A 23197-nucleotide genomic window follows, 5' to 3' on the forward strand; every position below is an offset into this window, starting at 1 on the left:
TGAGTTGCCTGCGCGTCACGGTTGTTTCCTACCGGATCCACCTTCCATACGGATCCGGATTGGCAAGGTTGATCACGACGTCACACAGGCCCTAGGCGGGGGGGCGGCCGGAGGCGTGGTGCGCGCCCGTCGCCCGTGTGGGGCCGGGGCCCGGCCCCGGGTGAACGGGCCGACCGGGCCGGCGGGTGTCCGGGCCGGTGGGGGTCCGGGCGTCCGCTGGTAAAATGGGGACACGCTTCGACACCGCCGGGGCCCGTACCAAGGGGTACGGGCCCCGGTGTGTTCCGGGCGCCAGATCAGGAAGGTTCCCCATGAACGCGAAGCCGTCGGCCTCCGGAACGTCCCCGGCCGGCAAGCCCCGGCGGGCGACAGCGCCGCAGAGCGAACTCTCGATGCCGCAGACGGTGTCCCCGGGCCTGCCGCCGGCCGACTCCTTCGACGCACTCGGGCTGCCGCCGGAGCTGACGAAGACGATGACCGACCTCGGGGTGACGGAGCCCTTCCCGGTCCAGGCGGCGACCCTGCCCAACGCGCTGGCCGGCCGGGACGTCCTCGGCCGCGCGCGCACCGGATCCGGCAAGACGCTGGCTTTCGGCCTCGCGCTGCTCGTCCGGACGGCAGGCCTGCGCGCCGAGTCGAAGCGGCCGCTCGCCCTGGTCCTGGTGCCGACCCGGGAACTGGCCCAGCAGGTGAGCGACGCGCTGGCGCCGTACGCGCAGACGCTGAAGGTGCGGCTGGCGACAGTGGTCGGCGGGCTGTCGATCAACCGGCAGTCGGCACTGCTGAAGACCGGCGCCGAGGTGGTGATCGCGACGCCGGGGCGGCTGGCCGACCTGGTGTCACGCCGGGACTGCCACCTGAACCAGGTGCGGATCACGGTGCTGGACGAGGCGGACCAGATGTGCGACCTGGGGTTCCTGCCGCAGGTCTCGGACATCCTGGACCAGATCCCCTCCGACGGGCAGCGGTTGCTGTTCTCGGCGACGCTCGACCGCAACGTCGACCAGCTGGTGCGCAGCTACCTGCACGACCCGGTGCTCGCGTCGGTGGACCGCCTGGCGGGCTCGGTCACCACGATGGAACACCACGTGCTGAACATCCACGCTGCCGACAAGTACGCGACCGCCACCGAGATCGCCGCGCGCGACGGCCGCGTACTGATGTTCCTGGACACCAAGGCCGGCGTGGACCAGTTCACCCGTCACCTGCGGGCCAGCGGCGTACGGGCGGCAGCCCTGCACAGCGGGAAGTCGCAGCCGCAGCGCACACACACGCTCGGCCAGTTCAAGGACGGTGAGATCACCGTGCTGGTGGCCACCAACGTCGCGGCGCGGGGCATTCACATCGACGCGCTCGACCTCGTCGTCAACGTCGACCCGCCGGCCGACGCCAAGGACTACCTGCACCGTGGCGGGCGTACGGCGCGCGCCGGGGAGTCCGGGAGCGTGGTCACCCTGGTCACTCCCCACCAGCGCCGTGAGGTGAACCGGATGATGTCCGAGGCCGGGATCCGGCCGACGGTCACGCAGGTGCGCTCCGGCGAGGAGAAACTCACCGCCATCACCGGGGCGAAGCGCCCGCCGGCCGGCGTGAGGACGACCACCGGCAACGCCCCCTTCCGCGGCCTCGGCACCCGTCCGGGCCGTCCCGCGAAGGAGTCCCGCAAAGCCGCCGATGCCCGCAGGACCGCGGAAGCACGCGCGGCGGCCCGGGTCCGCAAGAGCCGCTGACACCGGGCGGACGACTCACTCGTGCCGGTGACGCTGCCGCATACCGGTGACACTGCCGAACAGCACAGGTCAGGGGCGAGCGAGCCGGACCCGACGCCCGACGGCAGCCTCCCGAAACGCCCGACGGCAGCCTCCCGGCGCGACTCGTGCAAGGCCCCGTCCCAACCGCCCTGACCGGGCCCGGCGCGGCTCACCGGCCTGCCCGCCGGCCCGGTCCTCCCCTCAGCTCTGGCCGGCGCGGTGCCGGACTCCGCACTGCGCCCTACAGGTGAGGCTGCCGGCGAGCCGGGATGCCAGGTCTCCCGGCGGTCAAGCAATGACAGGACCGCCCCCGCGAACGGAGAACCGGCTTGACCGTGACCAGAGGTGTCGTCCCCCGGATCGGTGCCGTCCTCTGCGCGGCGCTCATGGGCGCCGGCTGCATGAGCACACCCCGCAGCGGGCCTCCCGGTGAGGGGCCCTCGCCGAGGCCTGGCGCCACCGCCGCCTCCGCCTCCGCCTCCGCCCGCCCCATCCCCCGCCTGGGCCCGTCCACACGTGCCCGCCTCCCCGCCGCCACCCGCCAGGCCCTGGTGGTCTCCGGCCCGACGCCGGACAGCAACCGGTCCACGGCGGTGCTGTACGAGCGGTCCGCCGGCCGCGGCTGGCGGACCGCCGCCGGCCCGTGGCCCGCCCACAACGCCCTGCGGGGGTGGACTGCCGACCACTGGGCCGGCGACCTGCGCTCACCCGTCGGGGTCTTCGGCCTCGGCGACGCCGGCGGCCGGCTGCCCGACCCCGGAACGAGGCTGCCCTACGACCAGGACCCGGAGTTCGCCGTGTCCGGCACCGGCTTCCACGGCGAGCCGCTGGAGGGCTCCTTCGACTACGTCGTAGCCATCGACTACAACCGCGTCCCCGGGACGACCCCGCTGGACAAGACCAGGCCCCTGGGCGCCGACAAGGGCGGCGGCGTGTGGATCCACGTCGACCACGGCGGTCCCACCCAGGCCTGCGTCTCCCTGACGCGGCATCACCTACGCGCACTGCTGCGCGCCCTCGACCCCGGCAAGCGGCCGGTTGTCGTCATGGGTCCGGCCGGCGCGCTGGGGAAGTAGGCGCCGGGGCTCCGACCGGGGTCGTGGTGCTGGAGGAGCGATGTCCTCGCGGAGCGGCGGGCACGCCGTTCCGGCCGCCCGGCCGAGCGGCTGAGCGGCTGAGCGGCTGAGCGGCTGAGCGGCTGAGCGGCTGAGCGGCCGTTCACGGTGGCGTCGCATACGGGCATCGACCGGCCAGACGTCGCGTACGGCGCGCACCAGCCGCGGGTGAAGAAGGACCGAGTACTGCTCAGCGAGTCCGGGCCGGCGCGGGCAGTTGACGCGTTCGGGCGCGCTTTGCGGAGGCGGGAGTCAAGGCATTGGTGCGGGTGCCGGCTGCCGTGACGTCCTCCTCACAGCGTCCTCCCCCGCCGGGGGACCTTGCGCCGGGCCGTCAGCCGGTCGACGGTCGTCTTCGAGCAGGCCGGGACGGCGAGCGGGCCGTGGAGGTGTTACCGCTGAGCGGGGTCGGGCCTGGTGAACGCTCGCCGGCTGTGTACGAGGAACTCGCGCACCGAGGGGTTGTGCGTGCTCTTCCAGATCAGGGCGAGCAGCGCTGATGTCTCGACGTCATCGATGGGGCGGGCGGTCAGCCGGTCACGGTAGCCCGCGGCCATCGAATCGCTGAGGACGGCGACGCCGAGCCCGCGGGCAGCGAGGTCGGCGATGGCATCCGCGGCGCTGGCTTGCAGCGCGATCGCGGGTCGGAGGCTCTGTGCGGCGCAGGCACGGTCGAACACCGTGCGCAGGCCGGTGCCGGGGGGCATGCACACGATCGGGTGGGCGGCCAGGTCGCGCAGAGTGACCCGGCGCTGTCGCGCCAAGGGGTGCCCGGCCGGGACTGCTGCCACGAGCCGCTCGCTGATGATGGTCAGGGCGTCCAGCCCGTCGGGAGTGGCGGTCGCGGTGCCGACAAGAGCCAGGTCGACAGCGCCGGCGCGCACTCCCTCGACGAGCCGGTCGGAGTTGTCCTCCAGCAGTGAGATCTCCACACCGGGGTGCGCTCGGTGGAACGCGGCCAAGGCGTCGAAGAGCGGGGTGAGGGTGCAGCCGATGACCATGCCGACCGTGAGCCGGCCCCGGATCAGGCCGGTCACCTCACCTACGGCCTGGCCGACCGCCCCAGCCGCGGCGAGTGCGGCGCGTGCGTGTTCCAGCGCGGCCTTTCCCGCGACGGTAAGGGTGGTGGTGCGCGCCGTCCGGTCGAACAGCTCGGCACCGAGTTCACGCTCCAACTGGCGGATCTGGGCGCTGACGCCGGACTGGCTGATGTGCACTCGCTCAGCCGCCCGGGTGAAGTTCTGCTCTTCGGCGACTGCGACGAAGTATTCCAGCTGCCTCAGTTCCATGACTGTGGATTCTAGCTCCCAGCAAATCCATCTGTTGGACTTCTGGCTTCCGCACGACCACGCTGGGAGGCACCGAAGCCCGACGTCAGGAGAACCCATGCCGGACCATGAGAAGGCTCTGCGGCCCGAGGACATCACTCGCTTGTTCGTCGAGCGATCCAACGCCGGTGACGCGGCCGGGGTCGCCGCGCTCTACGAAGAGGATGCGGTACTGGCCTACCCGCCCGGCGAGTTCACGGTGGGGCGGGAGGCGATCCGCGCGCTGTGGGAGAAGGTGCTGGCCAACCGCCCGCGTTTCGAACCGGAGCAGCCGCTGCCGACGCTGGTCAGCGGCGACATCGCCCTGACCTCGACCCCGCCGAAGGACGGGGCCGGCGCGCGGGCGCAGGTCGTCCGGCGCCAGCCTGACGGAAGCTGGCTGCGCCTGCTCGACCAGCCCGAGTTCGTCCCGCCCACCCGCTGACCCTCTCGGCTCCCATGAGTCCGCACAGAACGGAGGCTGTCGGGCCGAGCCGGGTTCGACGCGCTTCCACCACACTGCCCTCGGTCGGCCTTCACGACGACGAACAGCCATGGTTCGTTCTGCGTGTCGCGATGTCGGTCCTGTTCGCTGTCGCCCTCGTGGGACACATCGTCATGTGGTCGCGGCAGCGCCGTGGTGACACTGCCGGCTGACAGACCCAGGCCGGCGGCGCCGGTCTCCCGGCGTCGCGCTGAGCAGCGGGACAGCGCACGCATGCGGGACATCGAGCGGCACATCGAGAAAGCACGGCGCGCGCCGTCGGCGTAGGTCGCTCATGCGTCTCTTCATCCTCGATGGAGCCCTCGTCAGCGTCCGGTCGCCGATGATTCCCGCCGGCCCTCCAGTCCCTTCCCGCTCGGAGGGCGCCGGGTGAGCACGAGCGGGCCGGTCTCGGTGACGGCGACCGTGTGCTCGGAATGAGCGGTGCGCGAACCGTCGGCCGAGCGGATCGTCCAGCCGTCCGGGTCATAGACGATCTTGTTGGTGCCCGCGGCGAACCAGGGCTCGATCGCGATCGTCAGGCCGGGACGCAGCTTCCAACCACGGCCAGGGCGACCGTCGTTCGGGATGTGCAGATCCTCGTGCATCGTGCGGCCGATACCGTGACCGCCGAACTCCAGGTTGACCGGGTAGCCGTACTCGGCGGCGACCGCGCCGATGGCCGCCGAGATGTCCCCGAGCCTGTTGCCCGGCAGGGCGACCTCGATCGCGGCTTCCAGGGCGACCTCGGTGGCCTCGATCAGCCGCAGGTCGTCCTCGGCCGGGGTGCCGGCGACGACGGAACAGGCCGAGTCCGCGGCCCAGCCATCGATGCTCACCGCCATATCCATGCTCAGCAGGTCCCCGTCGCGCAGCTTGTAGCTGTGCGGCAATCCGTGCAGCACGGCGTCATTGACCGAGAGGCAGACCACGTTACGGAACGGCCCCTTGCCGAACGAGGGTTCGTAGTCCCAGTAGCAGGACTCCGCGCCTCGCTCCTTGATCCGGCGGCGAGCGTGATGCTCAAGGTCCAGCAGGTCGACCCCTACTTCCGCGAGGTCAGCGAGTTCAGCCAGCACCTGGCCGACGAACTGTCCAGTGACGTGCATGCGCTCGATGTCCTGCGGAGATTTGTGCTCGATCACTGCGGTCCTCGATCCTCCGGGGCACTGACAGGTATATTTATACCAGGGAGTGAGGCGGTTGCCGCCGGACATCTGCGGCTCTAGCATGTGCGCATGGTTCGCCATCCGCTTGCCCCTGAACAGATCGAGGCGGGCCGACGCCTCGGGGCCGCGTTGCGCTCCGCCCGGGCCGGACGCAGTCCCGTCGAAGTGGCCTTGGCGGCGGAGATGTCGCCGGAGACCCTCCGCAAGATCGAGACCGGCCGGCTGCCGACGCCCGCGTTCGGCACCATCGTCCGGCTCAGCGAGGTACTTGGCGTCCCGCTGTCCGAACTCGCCGTCGTCTGGCGCACCGATCCTGCCCTGAGCAAGGCCTCCTAGCGACAGCCCTTCGCGTCGCGGCGCCGGCAGGTCGAGGTCAGGCCTGTCGGGGCACCTCATCGAGGACGGCAAGGTCACTCCGGTCATCGGGAGGACACACCGTCCCCCGCTCCCCCGCCTGTCTACGCCGGCCGGGTGGGCGGCTGCCACTCGATCAGCAGGATCGTGGCATCGTCGCGCAGGTGACTGGTCTTCGCGTCCAGGATGGAGTGGATCAGACGCCGGAGGGTTTCGGAGGCGAGTTCTCCGGCGGCCGTCGCCCGGATGATGTAGTCGGCGAAGCTTTCGAGCCCCAGCAGGTTGCCGTCGCGGGTGCGCGCCTCGGTGACGCCGTCTGTGTAGAGCAGCACCCGGTCGCCCGGTTGCAGGGCGTGTTCGTGGATCTGGCGCTGCCGCCCGGCCAGCAGGAACGGCAGCCCCATCGGCGGGTCCGCGTCGCGTTCGAGCGCGTTCACGATCAGCTGCTGGTCGCGGATCAGAAGGGGTGCGGGGTGACCGCAGTTGGCCCACCGCAGCACCCCGGTGGCGAGGTCGAGCTGGGTCAGTACGCCCGTACAGAACTGATCGGGGAGCCATTCGGCGAGGGCCTGGTCCACGAGGTCGAGCAGTTCCGGCAGGTCCGCTCCGGTGCGCCGGGCGTTGCGGCATGCGGCCAGCGAGACGGCGCTGGTCAGTCCGGAGGCCAGGTCGTGTCCCATGGCGTCCAGGACGGTGGCGTGCAGCGTCGTGTCGGTCAGGCAGTGGTCGAAGGCGTCGCCGCCGAGCTCGTAGGCGGGTTCGAGTACGGCTGTGGAGACGACGTGGCCGTTGCCGATCGTGCGCGGGGGCAGGAACGCCCGCAGCAGCTCCGCGGGCAGCCGCATCGGCTCGGTGCGCGTCTGGCGGACGAAGGAGTCCTTGTAGGCCCGTTTGGACGTGATCATCATGCTCAGCAGGGCGGCCAGTGCTCTGCCGCGGGTGAGTGAGGCCGCGGTCAGCGCCTGGGCGTGCACGGCGAGGACGCCCAGGCGCTCAGCCCCGTCGAGCAACGGGAACCAGGCCGTCATCTGCCCTGTCTCCGACTCCTCGACCCGCAGCGACTGTGTGCGGTAGGTCCAGCCCGCCAGTGAGTCGTCGATCGCCAGCGTGGAGGCGACGTCGGTCAGCGGGACCAGGCGGCGCTGCTGCAGATCGGCGAGGTAGACCACGGCGTGCTGGAGTCCCAGCGCCTTCGTGCAGCGGGCGACCGCGGTGGACAGGTCCAGGGTGGAATGGTCGGGATCGGCAAGGAATTCCCGGAGCTGTTCGTCGCCGACCTCGGCCGTCACATCCATCACCGCCTCATGGGGCTGATCGCTTTGCCGCAGTCTCACACCCGGCGCCATGATCCGCATCCGACGTGGCGACCGGGTGGCGACCGGGTCAGGCCGCGGCACCGGTCACAGCCGCACGCGACCGGACGGGCCGTACGCCCCGGCCGCGCTCAGCACCGCCGTACACCGCGGTGCCGTGCCGCACCCACCCCGGCCACGCCGGACGATCGAAGGGGAACTGGTCGTCACCGGTCATCGCGGTCCGCCTGCGGTGCGGTGAGAACGTTGGTGGACTGCGACGATCGACCGGCGTGGTGGCCGCACGGATGCGTCGGACGACCCGGGCAGCAGGGAACCCGCGACGCGAACGCTGCCGGACGGGCGTCCGGAGCCCGGCCCTTCCTGACCGACCGCGCGGCGAACGTACTCGCTACGGCAGGCATCTTGCCGTCCACGGCGTCGAGGACGGGCGGCCCGCCGGCAACCGGTGCGCGACCGTCCGCGCTGAGGCGGACGACCGGTCGACAGGAGCGGGCGCTGTGCACCGGCGTGGCACCGGCATGCCCACCGGCCCGGTGCGGGCAGCCGCCCCTCACCCTGTCGTCAGCTTCCCGCGCCCGAACCCCCGTGCGCGCGCTGCTGGTGCCACTGCCCGTGCCCCTCCAACTGACCCTGCAACAACTGCTGGTGCCGCTGGCGCTGCCGAGGTGTCGTGCGCAGATTGTGGAGCAGTCGGCTCCCGAAGGATGGGCGGTTCGCCGGGCGGCACACGCGGTCGGGACTCGGCAGTCCGCCCCGGCGAGGGAGGCGCGCAGGGAGGGACGCATACTCGGTGATCGTCAAGCCCTGCCGTCAGCGCGACGGCCGGGGAGGGTGTGCCGCGTCATGAGAACGGAAGGACTGATGGAGGACGTGAAGGAATCGAGCGAGCCGGCCCTGCCCGAAGAGGTCAGCAGCCCCGCGCTGCGCGCCCACCCGACCAGCGGCGCCGCGCGGTGGTTGCTGCGCCATCGGGTGCAGCCGGTGGGACCGGCGGCCGACGCGGCGCAGTCCGAGACGCACGCCTGGTGGAAGGTGATGTGCCTGACGGGCGTCGACTACTTCTCCAGTCTGGCCTACGTTCCGGCGATCGCGGCGCTCGCGGCCGGGGCGGTGTCGCCCCTGGCGACGCTGCTGATCGTGGCGCTGACTCTGGCGGGGATGCTGCCGATGTACCGCCGTGTGGCCCGGGAGAGCCCGCACGGGGCCGGGTCGGTGGCCATGCTGGAGGATCTGCTGCCGTTCTGGTGGGGCAAGTTGTTCGTCCTCGTCCTGCTCGGGTTCGTCGCCACTTCGTGGATCATCACGATCACGCTGTCGACCGCGGATGCCTCCGTGCACGTGGTGGAGAACCCGTTCTTCCCCGAGGCCTTGCACGGGCACGAAGTCGCTCTCACGGTGGCGCTGTTGCTGTTGCTGGGAGGGGTGTTCCTGCTCGGGTTCAGCGAAGCGGTCAAGGTGGCCATCCCGCTGGTGGTCGTCTTCCTGGCGCTCAACGCGGTGGTCATAGGCGTCGGTGTGGTCGATGTCCTCACCACGCCTGACGCGTTGTCGGCGTGGACCGAAGCCCTGGGCGAGGGCGGCGGCGGCCTCGGCGACCTGGCGGGACCCGCGCTGCTGGCCTTTCCGCTGCTGGTGCTGGGCCTGTCGGGTTTCGAGACCGGGGTGAGCATGATGCCGCTCGTGTCCGCCGAGGGCGACGACGCCGGGCAACGGCTGCGGTCACGCATCCGTCACACCCGCAGGCTGCTGACGACGGCCGCGCTCGTCATGAGCGTCTACCTGATGTCCGCGAGTTTCGTGACCACCGTCCTCATCCCGCACGCGGAGTTCGAGCCCGGCGGCGCGGCCAACGGCAGGGCCCTGGCCTGGCTGGCGCACGAGCACGTCGGCGAGGTCTTCGGCACGGTCTACGACATCAGCACCATCCTGATCCTCTGGTTCGCGGGCGCGTCGGCGATGGCCGGACTGATCAACATCGTTCCCCGGTACCTGCCCGACTACGGCATGGCTCCGGAATGGGGACGCGCGGTACGCCCCGTCGTGATCGTCTACACGGCCCTCTGCATCGCCATCACCATCGCGTTCGACGCCGACGTCGACGCGCAGGCCGGCGCCTACGCCACCGGCATCCTGGCCATGATGGTCTCCGGCGCCTTCGCCGTCACCGTCTCTGTCGTACGCAGCCGTCGGCGCGTGGCCGCCACGGGCTTCGCGCTCCTCACCGCGGTGCTGCTCTACGCACTGGTGGCCAACATCGTCGACAAGCCCGACGGCATCACCATCTCCGGCCTGTTCATCGCCGGCATCATCGCCGTGTCGCTGGTCTCCCGGGTCTCGCGCACCACCGAACTACGCGCCGACCGCATCGTCTTCGACGCGGACGCCCGCCGGTTCGTCACCGACACCCTCGCCCATGACAACTCCATCAACATCATCGCCAACCGGCGCCAGACCGGGGACGGCGACGAGTACGCGGCGAAGGAACGCGAGCAGCGGGGCAGCAATCCGGTGCCCGGTCCGGCCGACGTGCTGTTCCTGGAGATCGACGTGGTCGACCCGTCCGACTTCAGCGAGACTCTCTCCGTCCGCGGCGTCGAGGTCGACGGCTACCGGGTCCTGCGTGCCGAGGCCCCGGCCGCCCCGAACGCGATCGCCGCGATCCTGCTGGCCCTGCGCAACGCGACCGGTGTGCGTCCGCACTGTTACTTCGCCTGGTCCGAGGGGAGCCCGCTGCGGCACATGTTCCGCTACTTCCTCCTCGGCCGCGGCGACACCGCCCCGGTCACCCGCGAGATCATCCGCAGCAACGAGCCGGACCCCGACCGCCGCCCCGGCATCCACGTAGGAGGCTGAACCGTCACGCCGGGCCGTCCGTACGAGGCACCGTGACCGACGCTCGTACGCCGGGCACGTCACTCCGGCTGTCCCCCGGTCAGGCGGGGGGTGTTCCCGCCGCAGAGCCGGGGGACAGCCGGAGCGAGATGCGTCGGCCACGCCGATAGCGTGCCGGTACATGAGGCATGGGGAGAGTCTCGCGCGAAGAAACCCGAAGGAACCCGAAGGAACCCGTGGGGAGGAACCGAAGACGCGCAGGGGCACGACACGTTCGTCACTCGTCCAGCCGAAGGAGCCGCGCCCATGGACCGGATCAACGCCACGCGCCGGAGCGTCCTCGCGCTCGGTACCGCCGCGGCAGCCACGCCCTTGCTCGGTGCGGTGCCGGCCTCGGCCCACGCCGAGCGGGGAGAGCTGGACGAGCTGGGCATCACCGAGCTTCGCCGGCGGATGGACGACGGGCGGCTCGACGCCGAACGGCTCACCCGCTACTACCTGGAGCGGATCGAACGCATCGATCCGCTCCTGCGCTCGGTGATCGAGGTCAATCCCGACGCGCTGCGAGAGGCCCGGCGTCTGGACGCCTCACGGCAGCGCCGTGGACCGCTGCACGGCATGCCCGTCCTGCTGAAGGATCTGGTGGAGACCGCGGACCGGATGCACACCACGGCCGGGTCACTCGCCCTGGAAGGCCTGCGGCCGGCAGCGGACGCCACGGTCGCCGCCAGGTTACGGGCTGCCGGTGCCGTGCTCCTCGGCAAGACCAACCTGAGCGAGTGGGCCGGCGGGATGTCGCTCACCCACCACGCGGGGTGGAGCGCGCGCGGCGGGCAGACCCGGAACCCGTACAAGCTGGACCGGTCGCCGAACGAGTCCAGTTCCGGTGCGGCGGTCGCCGCCGCGGCCAACCTGTGCGTCGCCGGGATCGGTACCGAGACGAACGGCTCGATCATCGACCCGGCTTCGGCGAACTGCGTCGTCGGCGTGAAGCCGACCGTCGGACTGGTCGGGCGCGGTGGAGTCATCCCCGGTGTGCCCAGCCAGGACAGTGTCGGCCCGATCGCGCGCACGGTCCGCGACGCCGCGATCCTGCTCGGCGCCCTCGTCGGCGTCGATGACCGCGATCCGGCGACCGAGGCCAGCCGCGGACACTTCACTCGTGACTACACCCGGTTCCTGGACGCCGGTGGGCTACGGGGCGCGCGCATCGGCGTACCGCGCACCGTGTACTTCGGTTACAGCCACCACGCCGACGAGATCGCGGAGCGCGCGATCGTCACCCTGCGCGAGGCCGGTGCGACCGTGGTCGACCCGGCCGACATCCCGACGGCCGAGCAACTGGAGGACCTGCCCAGCTCGCCGGTCGTCCAGGTGTACGAGATCAAGCGCGGGCTGAACTCCTACCTGGCCGGCGCCCGCGGCGACCACCCCCGCAGCCTGACGGAACTGATCGCGTTCAACCGCGCGCACGCCGACCGTGAGCTGCGCTATGTGCAGCAGGACGGGCTGGAGGCGGTGCACGGCCTGGACTTCACCGAGCGCGAGTACCGCGAGGCACTGGCCGCCAACCACCGGCTGTCGCGCGCCGAAGGCATCGACGCGGTGCTGCGCCGGTTCCGCCTGGACGCTCTGGTGATGCCGACCACCGGGCCGCCGGCCAAGATCGACCTGGTCCGCGGGGACGCTCACGGCGGCGGCGCCTCCACACCCGCGGCACTCGCCGGGTATCCGGCGGTCAGCGTCCCGGCGGGGTTCGCGTTCGGCCTGCCGGTCGGACTGACGTTCATGGGGACGGCGTGGAGCGAGCCGACCCTGCTCCGCCTCGCCTACGCCTACGAGCAGGCCAGCCGAGTGCGCCGGCCGCCGGCCTACCGTCCCGCCGACATCGGCTTCTGATCCGGCCGCTGGTCCCCGTACGACACCGGGAGGACGCGGTCACGGCCGGCACGGCAGGGCGTCGCGGACCAACTGCGGTCGCGGGGCGGGGCATTGCCGCCGAGCGCCCTGGGCGATCAGCCGGACATCAACAGGACAAGCACCAGCAGGGGAACCGCCTGGAACGCGGCGGCTCGACGCAGCCGGGCCCACCACAGTGCGACGCCGATGGCCGCCACCACGCCGGACACCGTGCCCAGCTCCGCCAGTGGCGGCCGGTAGGGCTCATCGTCCCAGTTCGCCGCCCAGTCCGTCATTCCGGCTGCCAGTAACCCGTAGCCCACGATCAGGGCGTTGACGGGCGTCAGCGCGATCACCGCGACAGTGTTCCTCCATGTCATGGGGCCATACTCGTCGCGTGCTCGGGTGGGCGCCTGAGTATCCGTACCTGAGTCGGCCCGAGTGCGTCACTGGGTCCACATGTCCCCTGGGGCTCAGTGAACGGAGAACCCGCCGTCGACGAAGATCGCCTGCCCGGTCACGTAACCGGAGGCGCGGCCGGCCAGGAACACCGCCGCTCCGGCGAAGTCCTCGGCCAGGCCGTTGCGTCCGACCATCGTGCGCGCGGCGAGTGCCGCCACCTTCTCCGGGTCCGACGACAGCCGGGCGTTGAGCGGTGTCATGACGAAGCCGGGCACCAGTGTGTTGCAGGTGACGCCGTGGGGTGACCACGCCTCGGCCTGTGAGCGGGCCAGCGACTCCAGCGCTCCCTTGGAGACGCCGTAGGCGCCGCTGTGGACGAACGCCCGGTGCGCCTGCTGGGAGGTGATGTGGATGATCCGCCCGAAGCCCCGCTCCGCCATGCCGGGCCCGAACCGCTGGCCCAACAAGTAGGGCGCCTCAAGGTTCACCGCCATCGTGGTGTCCCACACGTCCTCGCCCAGTTCACCCATCGGCGGCCGCAGGTTGATGCCGGCGCTGTTCACGAGGATGTCGGGCTCGCCGAACAACTCGGCTGCCCGCTCCGCCGCGACGCGTACCCCGTCGCGGGTGCTCAGGTCGGCGCTCACCCAGGCCGCCCGGCAGCCGTCCGCCGTCAGCTCGTCGACTGTTGCTGCCAGTCCGCTCTCCTTGCGCGCCACGATCACCACGCTCGCTCCCGCTCGTGCGAGGGCGCCCGCGACGGCTCGGCCGATACCGGAACTGCCGCCTGTCACCACGGCAGTCCGGCCGTCCAGTGAGAACAGGTCGGAGAGGTAGGTCTGCGAGGTCATGTCCGCACCCTAGACGGCGCGTTCACGGCGACATCGGGCGGGGCGCAACACGGCATGCGGGCCTGTCACGGGTGCGCTCGGGCATCAGGTCGGCGTGCGGGACATGTTCGAGGAGGACACCCCGCTTCCGGTTGTCCGTAGTATCGCTATGGCAGGACCGTGTATATGTGTGGTCGCGGCCGCCCGGCCGGAGTCACTCCACGACGGCACACATGTGCGGCGGGTCCTTCACCCAACGGCCTCGGGCCGAGGAAAGGTTGTGCACCCATGTCTGAGAACGCCTCCCCCAACGAACTGACATCGCAGTACATCGCTCAAGTGACCGCCGACCTCGAACGCAACACCAAGGAGCAGGAGCGTATCGGCGGGGAGCTCGCAGCCCTTCAGGAGCAGTTGACGGCTCTCCAGCGTGACCACATGGTGCTGGTCAACATCCAGCGGGCGATCGAAGCGTCACCGGCTCCCGCCGAGAGCGCGGCCTCCTCGGACGCGGTCGCGGTGCCCGCTCCCCGTAAGAAGACGGTTGCCAAGTCCGGCGCGGGCTCGCGGGAGCGGACGACGAAGAAGAGCGCCTCCAAGTCCCGTCAGGGCACGGCCGGAAAGCCGGCCGCCGAGCAGCGCGCGGGTCAGGCCGCAGCGGAGAAGACGGCACAGCCGACACTGGTCGACCTGGTCCGCCGCCACCTCGCCGAGCAGAGCGAACCGCGCTCGGCGGCGGAGATCGCCACGGCGCTCGGCCAGGCCCACCCCGAACGCGGCGTCAAGACAACCGTCGTGCGCACCACCCTCGAAGGGCTGGTCGCCAGGAACCAGGCGCAGCGCAGCAAGCAGGGCTCCTCCGTCTTCTACACCACGCCCGGTGCGGCAAAGGAGACCACGCCGTCGTCGTCCGAGGAGCAGTCCGCTCCGGCCGACGCCTGACACCACCTGAGCGCGCGGCATGGTCGCGTGGACGCCTGCGGGCCAGGTCGGCCTTCACGGCCGCCCATGTTCTGACGGTACTTGCCGGGGTGAACGGCGGTCGACGCGCACGAGATGCCGACCAGAAGCAGCGTTCGCTGCTTCTGGTCGCGCTGCTCGGTCGCGGCCCGGTCAGTGAGGTGACTCCCTGATCGCCTCACCCGAGGGCACATCACACCGCCCTGGAGCACATCACTCCCGCCCGAGGGCACATCACTCCCGCCGAGAACACCTCGGTCCCGGCGGTGCGGCCGCGGTGAAGCGCTCGGCGGCGCAGACGGTGCCTCGTCCCGGTCCGCCCGCGTCGCACCCACGACCTGACGAGCCATCAGCTTAGGATGCGGGACGTGGATCCCGACCACTCCAGCGCCGCCACCTCCTGGCTGCACCAGCGCGCCTCCCTCCCGGCCCGGCTGGCCGCCGTCGCCCTGTTGGCGGTCATGGTCCACCGGGCCACCACCGTCCCCCGTCCCGGCCTGGACAACACCTTCGTGGTGACCGCCGCCCGCACCTTCCTGGACGGGGGATCCCCCTACGCCGACCCGCGCTTCCTCTACCTGCCGAGCAGCGTGCTCGCCGCCGTGCCCGAGGCGGTGCTCGACGACCGGTTCCTGCGCGTGGCCGCTCCCTGCGCCGCCGCCGCCCTGGTGCTGACCGGCTGGCTCCTCGCCCTGCGGATCTTCGGTGTGCCCGCGAGCAGCCGCCTGGCCGTGCTCGTCGCGGGCGGGCTCGCCTGCTTCATGCCGTTCTGGAGCGTGGTCGTCCTGGCCAACTGGACCGCCTCCTCGGTGGCACTGATGCCGCTCGCCCTGCTGCTCGCGGCCCGTGACCGCTGGACAGCCGCCGGTGTGGTGACCGGGTTCGCCATCGCGTTGAAACCCATGCTCGCCCCGCTGCTCCTGCTCTTCCTCCTCGCGCGGGCATGGCGGGGGGCCGCCGTCCTCGTCCTGGTCCCGCTCGCGGCCTCCGTCACGGCGGCGCTCGCCATGCCCCGGCCCGACCTCTTCTTCACCCGCGTCCTGCCCTTCCTGCTGCGCGGGCAGGACGACTTCGCCCGCCCCTACGACGCCTCACTGGTCACCGTCCTGCCCCGGCTCTCCGTGCCGCCCTGGATGGCCACGTCCGTGGCCCTCGTCCTGGCCGGGACGGGTCTCCTGCTCGCCCATCGGCGCTGGCGGGGCGGCGGCGATCCGCGGCTGCGGCTCGTGGAGACCGCCGCGATGATCATGTTCGCCACCTTCCTCGTCTCCCGGCCCGCGTTCCTCCACTACGCCCTGGTGCCACTGCTGCCGCTGCTCGCCTCGGCGGGCCTGCCGGGCAGCGCTCCCCGCTCGCCCTGGTTCTGGATCGCCCTGCTCCCCCAGGTGCCGGCGTTCGCCTGGCCCCTGCTGGAGGCGCCCGAACGCCGGGCGTTCAAGGACGCCGCGATGCTCTGCCTCCTCGCGGTCGTGGTCGGCACGCGGTGCCTGCGCTCGGCCGGCACCGGGCAACCGGACACCCCGGCCGTGCCCCCGGTGGCCTTCCGGGCCGGTACCTGACCCGCTGGGCGCCGGCGTGGTCGCGCGGCGATCGAACGCGGTGGTGCATGACGTGCGGTGTCCCGCGCCCCGCCCTTCCCCAAGGCGCCGCCGACCGGATCGTCCAACGGCGTACCCGGCTCGTCTCCTGCGGGTCGTTCGAGGGAACCGTGCCGTGAGCGACGTGCGCAGGGAGCGGGGCCCGGTGGTCGCCGGGTATCCGGCCGGCCGCGCCGGAAGAGGTCTTGGCGTGGGTGCGGTGGCCGGTGCGAGGAACCCGGAGCCGGCGGGCGGACACGGCGGGGTGTCGGTTCACCCAGGGGGCGGGGCGGAAGCCGGGCGGGCGAAGCGGGCCGCGACGCCCGGTGAGTACAGGACGCTCACCGGTTCTCCCACCGGTCCGGGCAGTCCGGCCGCTGCCACCAGGTCCTCGTCGCACTCGATGAGGTCGGCCCGGTGCAGGGGCCAGCGCGGGTGGCTGTTGGGCACGTACAGCGGGCGGCCGAAGAGCGTGGTGTGCAGGCCCCAGCGGGCGGTCAGGAAGTGTTCCAGTTCGGTGGGCCGGGGTATGGGTTCGCCCACCCGCACGCTGACGCGGCTGCGGATCCCGCGTGGGCCGGGCCACCGCCGTGCGCCGGTGTAGGTGACGGTGCGCCCGTGGGTGCTGATCCCCATACGGGACCACACGTACGGCATGCCGAAACCGATCCGCCCCACCACGACCGGAACCAGCCGGGCAGCGTCCAGCGAGAGGAAGACGACGCCGCGCCGCCCGTGTGCGTCGACCGTGTAGAGGCGGACGTTGGTTTCGGGAAAGCTGCCGAGAAGGGGAACCGGGGGCAGGCCGAGCCAGCCGGAACGGCGCACCCGGAAGGCCACCACGCCCACGTAGGTGACACCGTCCAGGGTGTCGGGGACGATCCCCGGTGGCAGGACGCCCGCCACGTCGGCCGGGTTCGCGGCCCAGTGCAGGAACGTCACGTCCAGCCAGGACTGGCTGAGCAGAGGACGCCGGATCCCGACCGGCGCGTCGGCCGTGACGGGCGGCAGCGGCGAAGGTGAGGGCGATATCACTCCGCCAGTGTCGCAGGACGTCTCCACGCCGGTGTCCCGGCAGCGGTAGGCACCACGCAAGAGGCTGGAGTTGGGCACAGGGGCCGGAATATACGTTGCCGTCACCCTGCGGGCGTCGGTAGCGTCAGGCGTGACAGACGCGTGATCACGGTGCGGGCAAGGGAGGTTGATGAATATGGCTGCCAACGGTCGTGTCCAGCATGCCCTTGTCCGGTTCGCGGACCGTCAGCACGCGGACCGGGTCGTACGAGCGACCAGGAGTCTCACATGTCTTCCTTCCTCTCACCGACCGACGTCGATCTGAGCACCGACCGCCTCATCCTGCGGCCGTGGTCCCGCGATGACGTCACCGCCGTCCTGCACGGCACCCGGCTCGCCCACTGGGCCGAGGACTTCCCCGCCGAAGGCGACGCGGTCATCGCCGGCCTCCTCGACGAGCACACCGAATGGCTCGGCACCTACGGCCACCGGCTCATCCTCGAACGCCACAGCGGACGGGTGATCGGCTCGGCCGGCCTGTTCTGGCCGCCCGCCCAGGGCGCACTCGAAATCGGGTACGGCATCGTCGCCACCCGCCGCGGACACGGTTACGCGGCCGAGGCCACCCGGGCCCTGACCGAGTTCGCCCTCACCGCACCTGACGTCCACACGGTGTACGCGACCGTCGACACCGCCAATCCCGCCTCGGTACGTGTACTGGAGAAGGCCGGATTCCAACAGGTCGGCACGGAGGAGGGACTGGCCCGGTACCGGTTCACGGAGGCGGGACCGGCCCAGCCGTAACCCTTCGCGGCACGGGGGCGGAGAAGCGGTCCGCCGACTGCCCCCGTGCACTCCGGGCGAACCCGCACGAAGCCACGCGTACAGCACGGATCGCCGAGCGTCCCCCGCGCGCGAGGGGCGCTCGGCGAGATCCGATGAGCCCTGCAAGCGCCCCCGCTTGCAGGGAAAGAATGCGCCATGTCAGTGATCATGTGGCCGAGGTGTGGTGACCGCTCCCCGCCACCGACGTGCCAGAAGGGCTGGTGGGTTCCCGTGCTGCTTCGTCTGCCCGTGTCCGTGACCGAAGCACAGGAGTGCCTGGCCGAGGGGGCGGTGCCGATAGGCGGTGCGACGCTCGTGTGGGCCACCTGGCAGCGCGACGGCTTCCCCGACCTGGCCATGTCCCTGCGTCATCTGCCGGAGGCGGGCGTGATCGAACGCGAGGCGCTCGGCGCGGCCGTACTGCTCCACCAGATAGACGACCGCGTACCGGAGGCGCTGCGGCGGGCGGCCGCCACCGTGGGCACCGGAGCCGTGCGCCGCAGCGCCACCGTCGGCGGCAACCTCGTCGGCAGCACCCTGCGCTGCCTCCTGCCCGCCGCGCTCGTCCTCGACGCCCGAGCCGTCGTCCTGGAGACCGACAGTCTCCGCGAGACCGACCTCATCGGGGCCCTGACCGAACGACAGCTCCTGCTCGGCCTCCGGTGGCACGCACCGGTCGCCAGCAGCTACCGCAAGCAGCCCGGCGAACCGGGCGGGCCGCCGCCCTTCGTCACCGCCGCGGCCGTCCACGCAGGCGACGGCAGCGGACACCGTCGCCTGCGGGTCGCCGTCCGCGATGGTTATGACGTCCACCATGACAGCACCACCTATGACACCGGCGCCGACATCGGGCACATACTCGGCACCCTTCAGGACACCGCCCTCGGCGCACTCGACGCTCCCGGCTGGGCCGTGGTCCGTGAGCACGTCACCGAGCTCCTGACCGGCCTCCCGGCTCGCTGACGTACGACCAGTTGTCGCCGGCGCCGGAGCCGGAGCCGGCGACCTGTGGCCGCGTCAGCGTTCGCGTCCACGTCCACCTCCGCGTCCACGTCCGCGTTCACGTCCGAGGTGGAATCCGCAGGGCGTTGTGTACAACCCCTGAGGCCCGCATGGTGTCTTACTCGTTGAACGGGGAGCAACCAGACCTTCCACGCATTCCAATTTGTTCCAACGGGGGAACACATGAGCTTGGCTCGCACTCGCCGCGGCACCGCCGTGGTCCTCACCGCCCTGATGGCGGCCGCTCTCGGAGCCGCCGGCGCCGGAGCCTCCAGCGCCGGCACGAACGCCGCCGCGCCGCAGACGCAGCAGATCGCGTCCTCCGTCCTCGGCTCCGACTACAAGATCACCCTGGCCGCGCTGCGTTCCACCGACGACGAGTACGCCGCTTCCGTGCGCCTGCAGGTCTACACGCGGACCGACGGCGCGTGGAAGGAGTCCGACCGCGTGACCGTGGGCGACGTCGACGGGTGGTACTGGTATCCCCTCACGGGCAAAGGCGCCGTCTGCCAGTTCTCGACCTCCGGCAGCGAGCCCGCGCCCGTCTCGGTGAGCCTGCTGGTCACACCGTCCATCGGCTGCTCCGGCCCGACGCAGTTCGTCGTGCGGGGCGGCAGGGTGTACGCCGGCTGAGTCCGGAGGTGCTTCGTCGATCCGGCCCCGGCACCGTGGGGTCCGTCGACCGGCCGTGCCGACGGCGACGCTCGCCGTCGGCACGGCCGACTCGTCCTCGCTCTCAGTCCGGCCCTGCGGGGGGTGACGCGCTCTGCCGGGTGCGCGCAAGCACCGGGACTACGGCAGCTTCACGAACGGTGACAGGAAGGCGCGCGCCCCGGGGGTGTCCAGTCGATAGGTGACGTTGGTGGCGTAGCACGGGGTGTCACCGGTGATGGTCGTGGCCACGAGGACGTTCCTGCCGCCGATGACTGCGAAGTTGGGGCCGCCCGAATCGCCGTAGCAGGCCCTGCCGTTGCCCTGGGGCGCGGTCATCGCCAGGCGCACCCAGGCGTCGTTGAGGGCGCTGAAGGTCACCGGTGCCTTCATGCGGACACCGCCGCCGGGATGTGTCTGCCCTCCTGGTCCGTTCGCTGCCTCCTGCGTCCCGTATCCGGCGACGAACCAGTCGGTGGAGTCCAGGTTCCGCGAGCCGAGGGCGCCGAGTTGGTTCACGCTCGGCAGAGCGGCGGGGGTGAAGGACCAGCGTGACTTCATCGTCGCGGGGGGCAGTTCGACGACCGCGATGTCATGCGTGTCGGAGGCGGGTCCCGGGTAGCCGGGGTGACTGTGTGCCGTGCCCTGGACGGCGACGGCGTTCGCCTGGGCGGTGGGGTCGCCCGGGTACCGCCGCGCGGCGGCGTCCAGTCCCGCCTGCACATCCTGGTCGAGGGAGACGTAGAACCGCACGTTGTCCGGCCAGTCCGTGGTGCAGTGGGCGGCGGTCAGGAACGTGTCCGCGTCGGTCATCGTGCCGGAGCACACCCAGTCGACCCGGTCCAGGGTCTGCGGATCGCCGTCGTCGTCCCAGGTGGCCACCAGTGCGCCGACTTCGGTGCGTTCCGGAGCGGGTGTCGCGTGGTAGGAGTTGATCGCGGACGAGGGCAGGGCGGTGGCGAGCACGGTGGCGCAGGCAGCCGCGGTGACGGCGGTGGCGCGTACGACGGTCAAGAAGAACCCCTTTGCTGAAGGTGAGACGGGTGTTCTCCTGTGGGAGGTGAGTGCATTGAAGCGCCTGCCGCCCGCTTCGACAAGACAGCCCCCACGGGCGGCCACCCGGAACGCTCGGCAGCGCGCAGCCCACCGGATTTCCTGGCGGTGCCGGGTTCGCGGCGCTGCCGATGCTGCCGGTCGTGGGCTCCGGAAGCGGGACGCACCACCCTCAGGGGTTCGGCGGCGGGCGGACCGCCCGTCACCCGGCCGGCCGGCCGGGACCCGGACGTCCGCGCGCCGACGGTGGGCGCGGTGTACCGCACCGGCGCGGGGCGGCCGGGCGGGGCGAAACGGAAACCCACCCCCCGTACGGTGACGATCCACCGGTCGTCACCCAGTTTCCGACGCAGGCCGGCGACGTGGGTGTCCACCGTGCGGCTCCGTTTGTTCCAGGCGTCGCCCCAGACGTTGAGCATGATCTCCTCGCGCGGGACGACGGTCCCCGAGCGGGACACCAGGAGGTGGAGGAGGTCGAACTCCTTCTCCGTGAGGGCGAGGCACCGCTCACCGATCCGGGCCTCCCGGGTGACCGCGTCGACCCGTACCGGCGAGTCGTCGCAGGCGGACGCGGTGCCGGCGTCGCGGGGCCGCGCGGCCCGTCGGCGCCGCATGACCGCTTCGATGCGTGCGACCAGTTCCCTGAACCCGTAGGGCTTGTCGAGGCAGTCGTCCGCGCCCGCGCGCAGGGCCCGGACACGGGCCGCCTCCGTGCGGTCGGCGGTGACGGCCACGACGGGCACGTCGGCGACGGCCCGGATGTCACGGCACAGACGCGGACCCGGCGTGTCGGGGACCCCCACATCCAGCAGGACGACATCGGCCTGCCGGCACGCCCGCAGCGCCTCGCCTCCCGTGGCCACGTGGTCCACGTCGAACCCCTGCCGCCGCAGACCGGCGGCCACACACCGGGCGAGTCTCCGGTCGCTTTCGACGAGAAGGACCCGTACGGGGGTCCGCCTGTTCTCGGTGAGGTGCTCCACTGCTGACAACACGCTTCGGTCGCTCGTGGCCATGGTTCTCATCGTTCTCGGCGCTCCGGGGCTGTGTGGGACAGAGAAGGCGCGGACGGTTTCCCAGCGCTTGCGTCGACGGTTTCCCAGCGGGTTCGCCGACGGTTTCTCAGCGCGTGTGTTCCGGTGCAATGCTCTACGGAGGAAAGATAGATGGCGGTGTCGCGGAACGCAGGACCGTCTTGCATTCCTGTGACGAGCCCCTGTCCCCGGCTTTCCGGTTTTGCATTCCTCTGACGAACCTTTGCCCAGCTCTTTCGCGGCCTTGACGCGCCGACGCGCTCCGGTGAAGCTCTGGAACCCCGGCCGGTTTCTCGCCGAGCCGTGCCGGAATTGCCGTCACGAGTGCAGCAAGGAGCGGAGGAAGCAACCAGACATGACATCCACGGCGTTCGTCTTCCCCGGCCAGGGCTCGCAGCGCGTCGGCATGGGTGCCGACTTCGTGCAGCGGTGCCCCGAACTGATCGACACCTACTACCGGCCTGCCGACGACCTGCTGGGGTTCCCGCTGTCCCGGCTGTGCCGACAGGGACCCGCCGACGTCCTGCGCGACACCGCCGTCACCCAGCCGGCGGTCTTCCTGACCAGCGTCGTCGTCCTTGACATGCTGCGCTCCCACGACGTCCGGCCCGATGTCGTCGCCGGGCACAGCCTCGGCGAGTACACGGCCGCCGTGTGCGCCGGCGTCCTGTCCTGGCAGGACGCCCTGCGCCTGGTGCGGCTGCGCGGACGGCTCATGGCCGAGGTCAACGAGCGGGTGCCGGGAACCATGACGGCCGTGGTGGGCCTGGACCTGCCCACCGTCCGGACCCTGTGCGCCGAGGCCGCCGCACAGACAGGCCAGGTGGTCGAGGTGGCCAACGACAACGAGCCCGCCCAGACCGTGGTCTCGGGCCAGTCGGTGGCGGTCCGGGCGGTGGCCGAGGCGGCGAAGCAGGCGGGTGCCCGGCGGGTCGTTCCTCTCGGGGTCGGCGCGCCCTTCCACTGCACGCTGATGCGCGACATCGAAGCCGAGTTCGCCGAGGCCCTGGCCGCGGTGGACTTCCGTGATCCTTCGGTGCCCATGGTCTCCAGCGTCACGACCGCCCCGCTGACCAGCGCGGAGGAGATCATCACGGTGCTGCGCAGGCAACTGTCCGCCCCCGTGCAGTGGACGGGGACCGTGCGCACCCTGGCCGGTCAGGGCGTGCGCCGGTACGTCGAGGTCGGGCCGGGCCGCGTGCTCACCGGCCTGTGCCGAAAGATCGACCCCGCCGCCCGCACGTACACCACCGGAACCGTGGACGAACTCGCCGCGGCCGTGGACGCCCTCCGGACGGACGAGGCCGAAGTCGGCCGGGCCGGCGCGGCGGCGGTCTCCGTCTGACCCTCCGTCGCCAGGGGGGCGTACACGGTCGCGACGACGTGGCCGTCACTGCTCCCCCCTCCCCTCCCCTCCCCTCCCCTTCCCGCCCCCGATTGCTCTCCCCACCCTGACCCCGCCCCCGTAAGCCCCCGTGGGCGCACGGGATGTCGACCGCACGGTCTTTGGAGGTATGCGCGTCATGTTGCGCAAGGTGCTCATCGCCAACCGTGGCGAAATCGCTGTCCGCGTGGCCCGGGCCTGCCGGGACGCCGGGATCGCGAGCGTGGCCGTCTACGCC

General features: G+C 71.6%; 21 protein-coding genes. 13 read left to right on the top strand and 8 right to left on the bottom strand.

The genetic code is table 11. The features are described from left to right. Positions 1-311 precede the first annotated feature (311 nt). Complete coding sequence (locus ACWD0J_RS37165) at positions 312-1730, top strand: DEAD/DEAH box helicase (RefSeq protein ID WP_451500290.1); 1419 nt, start codon at positions 312-314, stop codon at positions 1728-1730. 350 nt (positions 1731-2080) lie between these two features. Continuing rightward, on the top strand, positions 2081-2827 hold the full coding sequence (locus ACWD0J_RS37170; protein ID WP_451500291.1) for a hypothetical protein: 747 nt from the start codon (positions 2081-2083) through the stop codon (positions 2825-2827). Positions 2828-3258: 431 nt separating this feature from the next. Here the strand turns inward: ACWD0J_RS37170 and ACWD0J_RS37175 are convergent, their stop codons facing one another. Next, a complete protein-coding gene (locus tag ACWD0J_RS37175; RefSeq protein WP_451500292.1) occupies positions 3259-4155 on the bottom strand; it encodes a LysR family transcriptional regulator in 897 nt (298 codons plus the stop codon). A 97-nt stretch (positions 4156-4252) separates the two neighbouring features. On the opposite strand from ACWD0J_RS37175, the gene ACWD0J_RS37180 reads away from it, so the two are divergent. Next, complete coding sequence (locus tag ACWD0J_RS37180; protein ID WP_451500293.1) at positions 4253-4618, top strand: YybH family protein; 366 nt, start codon at positions 4253-4255, stop codon at positions 4616-4618. A gap of 365 nt (positions 4619-4983) precedes the next feature. Here ACWD0J_RS37180 and map read toward each other — a convergent pair whose 3' ends face one another. Further along, on the bottom strand, positions 4984-5802 hold the full coding sequence (map, locus tag ACWD0J_RS37185; protein ID WP_451500308.1) for a type I methionyl aminopeptidase: 819 nt from the start codon (positions 5800-5802) through the stop codon (positions 4984-4986). 93 nt (positions 5803-5895) lie between these two features. Between map and ACWD0J_RS37190 the strand changes: the two genes are divergently transcribed. Then, a complete protein-coding gene (locus tag ACWD0J_RS37190; RefSeq protein ID WP_451500294.1) occupies positions 5896-6162 on the top strand; it encodes a helix-turn-helix domain-containing protein in 267 nt (88 codons plus the stop codon). Positions 6163-6284: 122 nt separating this feature from the next. Here the strand turns inward: ACWD0J_RS37190 and ACWD0J_RS37195 are convergent, their stop codons facing one another. Further along, positions 6285-7475: a PP2C family protein-serine/threonine phosphatase gene (locus ACWD0J_RS37195; protein ID WP_451500295.1), complete on the bottom strand. Its 1191-nt coding sequence runs from the start codon at positions 7473-7475 to the stop codon at positions 6285-6287. Between the two features lie 864 nt (positions 7476-8339). Here ACWD0J_RS37195 and ACWD0J_RS37200 point away from each other — a divergent pair. Together ACWD0J_RS37200 and ACWD0J_RS37205 are read left to right on the top strand one after the other, a co-directional pair. Continuing rightward, positions 8340-10349, top strand: a complete 2010-nt coding sequence (locus ACWD0J_RS37200; protein WP_451500296.1) for an amino acid transporter — start codon at positions 8340-8342, stop codon at positions 10347-10349. Between the two features lie 285 nt (positions 10350-10634). Continuing rightward, the gene (locus tag ACWD0J_RS37205; protein ID WP_451500297.1) at positions 10635-12227 is read left to right on the top strand and encodes an amidase; all 1593 of its coding nucleotides are present in this window, start codon (positions 10635-10637) and stop codon (positions 12225-12227) included. 116 nt (positions 12228-12343) lie between these two features. On the opposite strand, the gene ACWD0J_RS37210 is transcribed toward ACWD0J_RS37205, so the two are convergent. Together ACWD0J_RS37210 and ACWD0J_RS37215 are read right to left on the bottom strand one after the other, a co-directional pair. Further along, entirely contained in the window at positions 12344-12607 is a 264-nt protein-coding gene (locus ACWD0J_RS37210) for a hypothetical protein (protein WP_451500298.1), read from the bottom strand. 93 nt (positions 12608-12700) lie between these two features. After that, positions 12701-13480: an SDR family NAD(P)-dependent oxidoreductase gene (locus ACWD0J_RS37215; protein ID WP_451500299.1), complete on the bottom strand. Its 780-nt coding sequence runs from the start codon at positions 13478-13480 to the stop codon at positions 12701-12703. Positions 13481-13747: 267 nt separating this feature from the next. On the opposite strand from ACWD0J_RS37215, the gene ACWD0J_RS37220 reads away from it, so the two are divergent. Both ACWD0J_RS37220 and ACWD0J_RS37225 read left to right on the top strand, forming a co-directional pair. After that, positions 13748-14401: a hypothetical protein gene (locus ACWD0J_RS37220; protein ID WP_451500300.1), complete on the top strand. Its 654-nt coding sequence runs from the start codon at positions 13748-13750 to the stop codon at positions 14399-14401. A 377-nt stretch (positions 14402-14778) separates the two neighbouring features. Continuing rightward, the gene (locus tag ACWD0J_RS37225; RefSeq protein ID WP_451500301.1) at positions 14779-15978 is read left to right on the top strand and encodes a glycosyltransferase family 87 protein; all 1200 of its coding nucleotides are present in this window, start codon (positions 14779-14781) and stop codon (positions 15976-15978) included. A 291-nt stretch (positions 15979-16269) separates the two neighbouring features. Here ACWD0J_RS37225 and ACWD0J_RS37230 read toward each other — a convergent pair whose 3' ends face one another. Next, on the bottom strand, positions 16270-17028 hold the full coding sequence (locus tag ACWD0J_RS37230) for a YqjF family protein (RefSeq protein WP_451500309.1): 759 nt from the start codon (positions 17026-17028) through the stop codon (positions 16270-16272). Positions 17029-17298: 270 nt separating this feature from the next. Between ACWD0J_RS37230 and ACWD0J_RS37235 the strand changes: the two genes are divergently transcribed. The 3 genes from ACWD0J_RS37235 to ACWD0J_RS37245 all read left to right on the top strand — a co-directional run bounded on the left by ACWD0J_RS37235 (position 17299) and on the right by ACWD0J_RS37245 (position 19470). Beyond that, the gene (locus tag ACWD0J_RS37235) at positions 17299-17814 is read left to right on the top strand and encodes a GNAT family N-acetyltransferase (RefSeq protein WP_451500302.1); all 516 of its coding nucleotides are present in this window, start codon (positions 17299-17301) and stop codon (positions 17812-17814) included. Positions 17815-18066: 252 nt separating this feature from the next. After that, positions 18067-18798 carry an FAD binding domain-containing protein gene (locus tag ACWD0J_RS37240; RefSeq protein WP_451500303.1) on the top strand — a complete coding sequence of 244 codons (732 nt, stop codon included), beginning with the start codon at positions 18067-18069 and terminating at the stop codon, positions 18796-18798. A 222-nt stretch (positions 18799-19020) separates the two neighbouring features. Next, positions 19021-19470, top strand: coding sequence for a hypothetical protein (locus tag ACWD0J_RS37245; RefSeq protein WP_451500304.1), 450 nt, complete (start codon positions 19021-19023; stop codon positions 19468-19470). A gap of 159 nt (positions 19471-19629) precedes the next feature. Here ACWD0J_RS37245 and ACWD0J_RS37250 read toward each other — a convergent pair whose 3' ends face one another. Both ACWD0J_RS37250 and ACWD0J_RS37255 read right to left on the bottom strand, forming a co-directional pair. Next, positions 19630-20502 (bottom strand): trypsin-like serine protease, encoded by an 873-nt coding sequence (locus ACWD0J_RS37250; protein WP_451500305.1) that lies wholly within the window; start codon positions 20500-20502, stop codon positions 19630-19632. Continuing rightward, a complete protein-coding gene (locus ACWD0J_RS37255) occupies positions 20499-21557 on the bottom strand; it encodes a response regulator transcription factor (protein WP_451500306.1) in 1059 nt (352 codons plus the stop codon). The genes ACWD0J_RS37250 and ACWD0J_RS37255 overlap by 4 nt, the downstream gene beginning before the upstream one ends. 373 nt (positions 21558-21930) lie before the next feature. Here ACWD0J_RS37255 and fabD point away from each other — a divergent pair, with 373 nt between their 5' ends. Together fabD and ACWD0J_RS37265 are read left to right on the top strand one after the other, a co-directional pair. Next, complete coding sequence (gene fabD, locus ACWD0J_RS37260) at positions 21931-22920, top strand: ACP S-malonyltransferase (RefSeq protein ID WP_451500307.1); 990 nt, start codon at positions 21931-21933, stop codon at positions 22918-22920. A gap of 181 nt (positions 22921-23101) precedes the next feature. Further along, the coding region (locus ACWD0J_RS37265) for a biotin carboxylase N-terminal domain-containing protein (protein ID WP_279617129.1) at positions 23102-23197 on the top strand (96 nt) is incomplete at its 3' end.

The sequence above is a fragment of the Streptomyces sp. NPDC003011 genome (assembly GCF_053591515.1).

Excerpts from the sequence above, each read along its gene's own strand:
- ACWD0J_RS37215 (WP_451500299.1), bottom strand. The coding sequence starts at position 13,480 with ATGACCTCGCAGACCTACCTCTCCGACCTGTTCTCACTGGACGGCCGG.
- ACWD0J_RS37210 (WP_451500298.1), bottom strand. The coding sequence starts at position 12,607 with ATGACATGGAGGAACACTGTCGCGGTGATCGCGCTGACGCCCGTCAAC.
- ACWD0J_RS37225 (WP_451500301.1), top strand. The coding sequence starts at position 14,779 with ATGCGGGACGTGGATCCCGACCACTCCAGCGCCGCCACCTCCTGGCTG.
- ACWD0J_RS37220 (WP_451500300.1), top strand. The coding sequence starts at position 13,748 with ATGTCTGAGAACGCCTCCCCCAACGAACTGACATCGCAGTACATCGCT.
- ACWD0J_RS37235 (WP_451500302.1), top strand. The coding sequence starts at position 17,299 with ATGTCTTCCTTCCTCTCACCGACCGACGTCGATCTGAGCACCGACCGC.
- ACWD0J_RS37190 (WP_451500294.1), top strand. The coding sequence starts at position 5,896 with ATGGTTCGCCATCCGCTTGCCCCTGAACAGATCGAGGCGGGCCGACGC.
- ACWD0J_RS37245 (WP_451500304.1), top strand. The coding sequence starts at position 19,021 with ATGAGCTTGGCTCGCACTCGCCGCGGCACCGCCGTGGTCCTCACCGCC.
- fabD (WP_451500307.1), top strand. The coding sequence starts at position 21,931 with ATGACATCCACGGCGTTCGTCTTCCCCGGCCAGGGCTCGCAGCGCGTC.
- ACWD0J_RS37255 (WP_451500306.1), bottom strand. The coding sequence starts at position 21,557 with ATGGCCACGAGCGACCGAAGCGTGTTGTCAGCAGTGGAGCACCTCACC.
- ACWD0J_RS37195 (WP_451500295.1), bottom strand. The coding sequence starts at position 7,475 with ATGGATGTGACGGCCGAGGTCGGCGACGAACAGCTCCGGGAATTCCTT.
- ACWD0J_RS37165 (WP_451500290.1), top strand. The coding sequence starts at position 312 with ATGAACGCGAAGCCGTCGGCCTCCGGAACGTCCCCGGCCGGCAAGCCC.
- ACWD0J_RS37180 (WP_451500293.1), top strand. The coding sequence starts at position 4,253 with ATGCCGGACCATGAGAAGGCTCTGCGGCCCGAGGACATCACTCGCTTG.
- ACWD0J_RS37205 (WP_451500297.1), top strand. The coding sequence starts at position 10,635 with ATGGACCGGATCAACGCCACGCGCCGGAGCGTCCTCGCGCTCGGTACC.
- ACWD0J_RS37200 (WP_451500296.1), top strand. The coding sequence starts at position 8,340 with ATGAGAACGGAAGGACTGATGGAGGACGTGAAGGAATCGAGCGAGCCG.
- ACWD0J_RS37175 (WP_451500292.1), bottom strand. The coding sequence starts at position 4,155 with ATGGAACTGAGGCAGCTGGAATACTTCGTCGCAGTCGCCGAAGAGCAG.